Below are 5531 nucleotides of genomic sequence, written 5' to 3'. Positions count from 1 at the left end.
AGGAAAGGCATCGCAACCGCCAGCCGGCAGCGCTATCGACGCGGCTGGGCGATGCCCGCAGCACCATTCACCGGGTTCGCCCGCAGCCCTTGGGCAAAGGGTTTCACCACATAGTCGTTGCCGAAGATGTTCGGCGTGAACGGGTAGTCGGTGGAGATGATCTGCGCACCACTGGCCAGTGCCGCTTCCCGCCGCGACGTATCATTCGCACGCGCTTCGCCGGTATCGATATCGGCGCGACTACGCACCAGGTACCCTTCTCCCACCAGCGCGCGGATCTCATCACCGCGGGTCAGTGCGTTGTCGATCATCACAAAGGCCGTGTGGTCCATGCCCGGCCGCCCCTGCACGAAGGCCATGCGACCCTCCAGGTTCGGGTGCCCTTGCAGATACGGTGCGAACGTTTTCAGGTTCAGGCCCGGCACGATCATCAGGAACACGAATTTGCCGCGCGCGGCCGAAAGTGTCGGCCACTGGCCCGCGCGTGCAGCCGCTTCCAGGGTCGGCTGCTGGCCGCGGACATCGTCCGGTGTGATGACCCGCTCCCGGCCGAGGATGCCGGCGATGGATGCGTCCATTTCAGAAAAAGCGCGCGCATCGAAAGGCTGCACCGGCGTGGCACCGGTCACCGCAGTGGTGAAGCTGGAGAACTTCGGTTCCAGCAGCACGAACACCGGCGTGTGATCGGGGTTGGCATCGGACCAGCTGCGCAGCTGCTGCAGGCACAGGCGGAAGGTCGGGCAGCTGCTGCGGAAGTCGACATCAACCATGTGCAGCGTCTTCAATCCCGGTTCGCGCAACGCGGCATCGTGCAACGGTTCCAGGTCATGCACGCCCTGCGCACGCAGCAGGCGATACGGAAGCGGATCACTGAAACGTCCGCCTTCGTGGTCGACATTCAAGTCCAGCTCCACACTGCGCAGACCGGATCGAAGCTGTGTATCCAGGGTCGGAAAGCGATACTCCAGCGCCGGTTGCAGGCCACCCTCGAAGGCATGTGGGTGCTCATCGGCAAAAGCCTGCCGCATCTGCTCGGGCATCTGCTTCATCATGCCGTCGATGACCGGTTTCAACAGCGGGTCCATCACGGTGAACACGCGCGCATCGGCCGGCTGGCTGTAACTGTTGTGGGTGCCGATGACCTGGATCTGGTTCAAGCGCGGCTCCGACGCCAGTGCATTGAAGCCCAGCGTGTACAGCAGCGCCATTGGCAACAGGAGACGGATCATCGCGCTTCCCCCCAGCCCTGCAGGCGCACACGGATGCCGAACATCCGTGGATTGGCGCGGATGGCGGTTGGCACGCCGAAGAACTTGCCACCGTTGCCGACATCGCGCACCCACTCGCGGTCCTGCGCATTTTCCACGTAGGCTTCGACCAGCAACGCACCGTCGTTGCGTTCGAACCCGGCCCGCAGGTCGAGCAGGCCGAATGCCTTCTGGCTCTCGCTGTCCAGATTGTCGTTGTTGAGGTAGTAGCGGGAGCGCCACGCATAGTTGCCGTTGGCGAACACTTCCCAACGGCCGAACGCCGGTGCGCGCCAGTCCAGGCTGAGGCTGGCGGTATGCTTTGGCGCCATCCGGAACACGTTGCCGGAACGGTCCACCAGCACGCCGTTGACCACCTCGTTGAAGGTGTCATAGCGCGTATGCAGGTAGGCATAGGCGCCCGAGAGGGTCAGTTCCGGCGTCAGCTGCAATGCACCGCTGAGTTCCAGGCCCTGTGCGGAGGCTTTGCCGGCATTGACCATGCCGACGGTGATGTCGCTGGCACGGGTCTGGAAGTCCTTGTAGTCGTAGGTGAACGCTGCTGCGTCGAAGTACAGGCGCTTGCCCACCGTGCCCTTGGCACCGATTTCGTAGTTGAGCACTTCCTCGGTACCCAGCTTGCCGAACACCGGGCGCGGTTCTCCGTTCACCGGCGCGGCGAAGCTGATCTGCGGATAGCCCGAGCGCAGGCCGCGTGATACGCCGGCATACAGGTTGATCTGCTCGCTGAGCTTCCACGTCAACGCTGCGCGCGGCTGCAGCAGATTGAAGTCGCCGTCGGTGCTGAACTCCTGTCCCAGCGAATTGCCCAGGCCGTTGGGCATGGCGATCGGCGCCACGCCGTCGATGGTGGACACCCGCGCCCAGTTGCGCACGCGGGCCTGGTCGCGGGTATAGCGCACGCCGGCGTCCAGGGTGACTACCGGCAGCAGGTCCCACGACACGTTGGCGTAGGCGGACGCACTGCCGCGCCGGTTGCGGGTGGAGGTGCGGGTCGCCACGCCCTCGGTCACCGCACGTCCCAGGTAGCGCGTGACCGGTGTGGTCACGCGCGGAAAGCCGGCCAGCAGGTACTGCTCGTTGATCACCGTTTCGGCCAGGTTGTAGGTGCTGTCCTGGTAGTAGCCCGCACCGACGTTGGCACGGAACACGCCGCCATCATCGAACCCCAGGCGGAACTCCTGGCTGAGGATGCGCTGGTTGTCGGCCAGGTTGCGGCCGATCAGGAAGGGATAGGTGGTGCCGTCGATATCCCATGATTCGGAGAATTCCACCTTGCGCCAAGCGCTGATGGAACGCAGCTGCCAGGCATCTGACAGATTCCAGTCGGTCAGCAGGGTGACCCCGGTCTGGCGACGACGCTGCGGTGGATCGTAACTGTTCTGCGCAGCATCACTGAAGGGGCTGGTGTCGCCGCCCGGTGAAGCAACGTTGATCGCTTTGGTCATCACGAAGCCATCGTCGTCGGCCTGGTGGTCCACGATCAGATCCATCGACAGGGCGTCGGAGGGCTGCCATCGCAGCGACAGGCGCGCCGCGCCCATGTCGTCGTCGTTCAACTCCGGGCCACCGGCCAGGTTGCTTACATAGCCATCGCGCTCGCGCTTGCGTACGGCCAGGCGCAGGCCCAGCTCATCCTTCACCAGCGGCGTGTTGTAGATGGCCGTGGCGCTGTACAGGCCATGGTTGCCGAGCTGTCCTTCCAGCTGCCATTCCGCGTTGGAAGGATCGGCCTTGCGCGTGTACACAGCGATGGCGCCGATCTGCGCGCCGCGGCCATACAGCGTTCCCTGCGGCCCCTTCGCCACTTCCACCCGCTCGATGTCGAACAATTCCTTCAGCATGCCGCGCGAACGACTGGTGTCCACATCATTGAGGAAGAAGGAAATGCTCGGCTCGGACACCGCACCGGAGTTGCCGGCCTCGATGCCACGCATCACGAAGCTGGCCGAACTGTCGGTCTGCTGCTGCACGAAGAAACCGGGAATGCGGGTCGACAACCGCTCGAAGTCGGTGAAGTTCTGCTTCTCGATGTCCTGGCCGGTCACTGCCGCGATCGAGATCGGCACATCCTTGATCGACTGCTCGCGCTTCTGCGCGGTCACGGTCACTGCATCGAGCTGGGTCGGCGTGGCCGCGGTATCGGTTGCCTGTGCAGACACTTGTTCAGTACTCGACAGTCCAAGCGCGACGGCCAGGGCCAGGCTGAGGCCGCTGGGCTGGAACGGATGAAACGGCATGGGTGGATCCCCTGGGTGGTAGGTTCAGGGCGCGATCCTAGGCGGGCGCAATGACAGTCGCATTACGCCTGTACGGTAAATGCATCCACCTTCAATGCAGAAACAAAGATCATGCAGGACACTTGTTCAGCCAACAAGGTCCCGCAACAGCCAATCCAGAAGTGCGGCTGGCGCCGCCTGATCCGCACCCTCGGCATCCGTCAGCGCGGTTGCCCCGAGTCCGACGATCGCCGCCGCCTGCGCATCCAGGCGATCGGCCAGAGCATGCCCGCCATCGCGCAACAGCCGGGCCAGGTTCTCACCGCGCAACCTGCGCAGGTCCACCGCCTGCGGGCGCAACGCGGGATCACGTGCAGCGGCCAGGCTGATCGACAGCGTGCCGCGCATGGTCACCCGCTGCCGCTGTGCCGGCGAATCATCGCGTGGCGCCGGCATGCGCCCCTGCGCCACCAGGTAGACCATTTCCTGCCCGGCAAACAACAGGTCGGCGCCGCTTCTGCAGTGATAGGCGACGCTGGACGCCGGAATGCCCAGGCGCTCACCAACCGCACGATGGGTCAGCGCCTGCGCGCCCTCCTCCAGGATCACTTCGCAGGCGGCCACGGCGATATCGCGGCGCCGGCCCGGCTCAAGCAGCGGCGTAACTGCCTCCGGCGTCGCCAGGCCCAGCACCGGATCCAGCCGTTGCACAAGCGCTTCGAACACCGCCGTGGTCTGCGTCAATCCATGCCGATGCTGCGGATGCAGACCATGCACCAGGCGCTCGATCGCCAGCCGGCGCAGCAAGCGATAGTCCTGCAGCGTGCCCACCGCCAACGTGTGCACGCCTTCATCGCTGGCATAGGCGAACAGCACTTCGGCCCAACGGTCTGCATCCTCGATCCGGCCGGACATCAGCTGCTGCCAGAAACCACGACGTTCCTGCAGCCACGGCTGCAACAACCCGGCCGTAGCCCTATCGACACCGGCATGCAGCGCCAGCTCTGCCCACACCAGCGCCGTCAGCCGCGCGTCGTCGTCAACATCGTCGGTCCGTGCGGCGTCCAGATACTGTTCCACTGCCGCAGCCAGTGCGAAAGCGTCCCAGCGCGGCACCGCGGCCATGCGCTCCAGCCAACCGGCGTGCCAGCGGCGATCCCGCTCACGTTCGGCATCCACCAGCGTCTGCATCAGCTGTGGCTTGCTGCCAAGGTGGTAACTGAGCGTGGCCAGGGTGACCCCTGCGGCTGCCGCAAGACGGCGCAATCCCAGCGCGCGGGTACCGCCGGTTGCCAGCTCGCGCCGGGCGACCTGCAGCAGTCGCGCGGCCATCGGCAGCGTCTCTGCGTTGATGGCAGCTGCAACTCCACTTCGTTCACTCATGCCTTCATTCCTTGCGTTCTGCGCAGCACCTGCCAACCCACGGTTACCAGCAGCAGGCAGGCCGCTGCCGCCGCTGCCGGCCCCATCGCCATCAGTTTCGGCAAGTGCACGCTGTCTTCGCCACGATAATCCAAACCCGCCAGCCATTGCCCCAGCAGCCAAGCACCGCAGGCCAGCGCTGACTTGCTGGTGGCGGTGAGCAGGCCAAAGGCCAGGCCGACCCGTGCCGGTGGCATGCACGCGGCAGCATCAGCGAACGCTGCCCAGAGCGTCATGCCAAGCACGCCCCCCACCAGTCCCATCATGGCGGCGCAGGCTACTGCGGCCCACGTGGCCGGCGCCAGCCACCACCATCCAAGGGCGGCCAGCATCAGCAGCAGACTGCCCACGAAGATCACCGGCGACCGTGGCTGCCGTGCAAGCACGATATGTACCAGTGGCTGCGCGGACAGCGTACCGAGCGAGCCGGCCACCAGCAGCGCACCGCCCCAGGCCGGCGAGCGCAGCACATGTGCCACGAAATACGGCTCCAGCTTGGCGAACAGGGGTGCGCCGGCCAGCAGCACGAAGAACATCGCCAGCAACAGCGGGATCGGCAATGGCGGCAGATGCCCTGACCGGTCCTGCGTCGCTGCGGCGATCAACGGCACCCGCCCATCAA

4 protein-coding genes are annotated in these 5531 nt (G+C 65.4%); all 4 read right to left on the bottom strand.

Translation table 11 applies throughout. The annotated features are described in order from the left end of the window. Positions 1-32: 32 nt before the first annotated feature. Positions 33-1229, bottom strand: coding sequence for a Ca2+-dependent phosphoinositide-specific phospholipase C (locus DBR20_RS07110; protein WP_108265685.1), 1197 nt, complete (start codon positions 1227-1229; stop codon positions 33-35). Next, a complete protein-coding gene (locus DBR20_RS07105) occupies positions 1226-3508 on the bottom strand; it encodes a TonB-dependent receptor (RefSeq protein ID WP_108265684.1) in 2283 nt (760 codons plus the stop codon). Before DBR20_RS07105 ends, DBR20_RS07110 begins: the two co-directional genes overlap by 4 nt. A gap of 126 nt (positions 3509-3634) precedes the next feature. Continuing rightward, positions 3635-4870 carry a TetR/AcrR family transcriptional regulator gene (locus DBR20_RS07100; RefSeq protein ID WP_181393035.1) on the bottom strand — a complete coding sequence of 412 codons (1236 nt, stop codon included), beginning with the start codon at positions 4868-4870 and terminating at the stop codon, positions 3635-3637. Then, positions 4867-5531, bottom strand: a 665-nt coding sequence (locus tag DBR20_RS07095; RefSeq protein WP_219927799.1) for an MFS transporter, incomplete at its 5' end; no start/stop codon positions are given. The genes DBR20_RS07095 and DBR20_RS07100, both read right to left, overlap by 4 nt.

It is taken from the genome of Stenotrophomonas sp. HMWF023 (genome assembly GCF_003060985.1).
Taxonomy (GTDB): domain Bacteria; phylum Pseudomonadota; class Gammaproteobacteria; order Xanthomonadales; family Xanthomonadaceae; genus Stenotrophomonas; species Stenotrophomonas lactitubi.
This window is presented reverse-complemented; position numbering and strand designations above follow the sequence as displayed.

Coding starts and splice junctions, on each gene's coding strand:
- DBR20_RS07110 (WP_108265685.1), bottom strand. CDS start 1,229: ATGATCCGTCTCCTGTTGCCAATGGCGCTGCTGTACACGCTGGGCTTC.
- DBR20_RS07100 (WP_181393035.1), bottom strand. CDS start 4,870: ATGAGTGAACGAAGTGGAGTTGCAGCTGCCATCAACGCAGAGACGCTG.
- DBR20_RS07105 (WP_108265684.1), bottom strand. CDS start 3,508: ATGCCGTTTCATCCGTTCCAGCCCAGCGGCCTCAGCCTGGCCCTGGCC.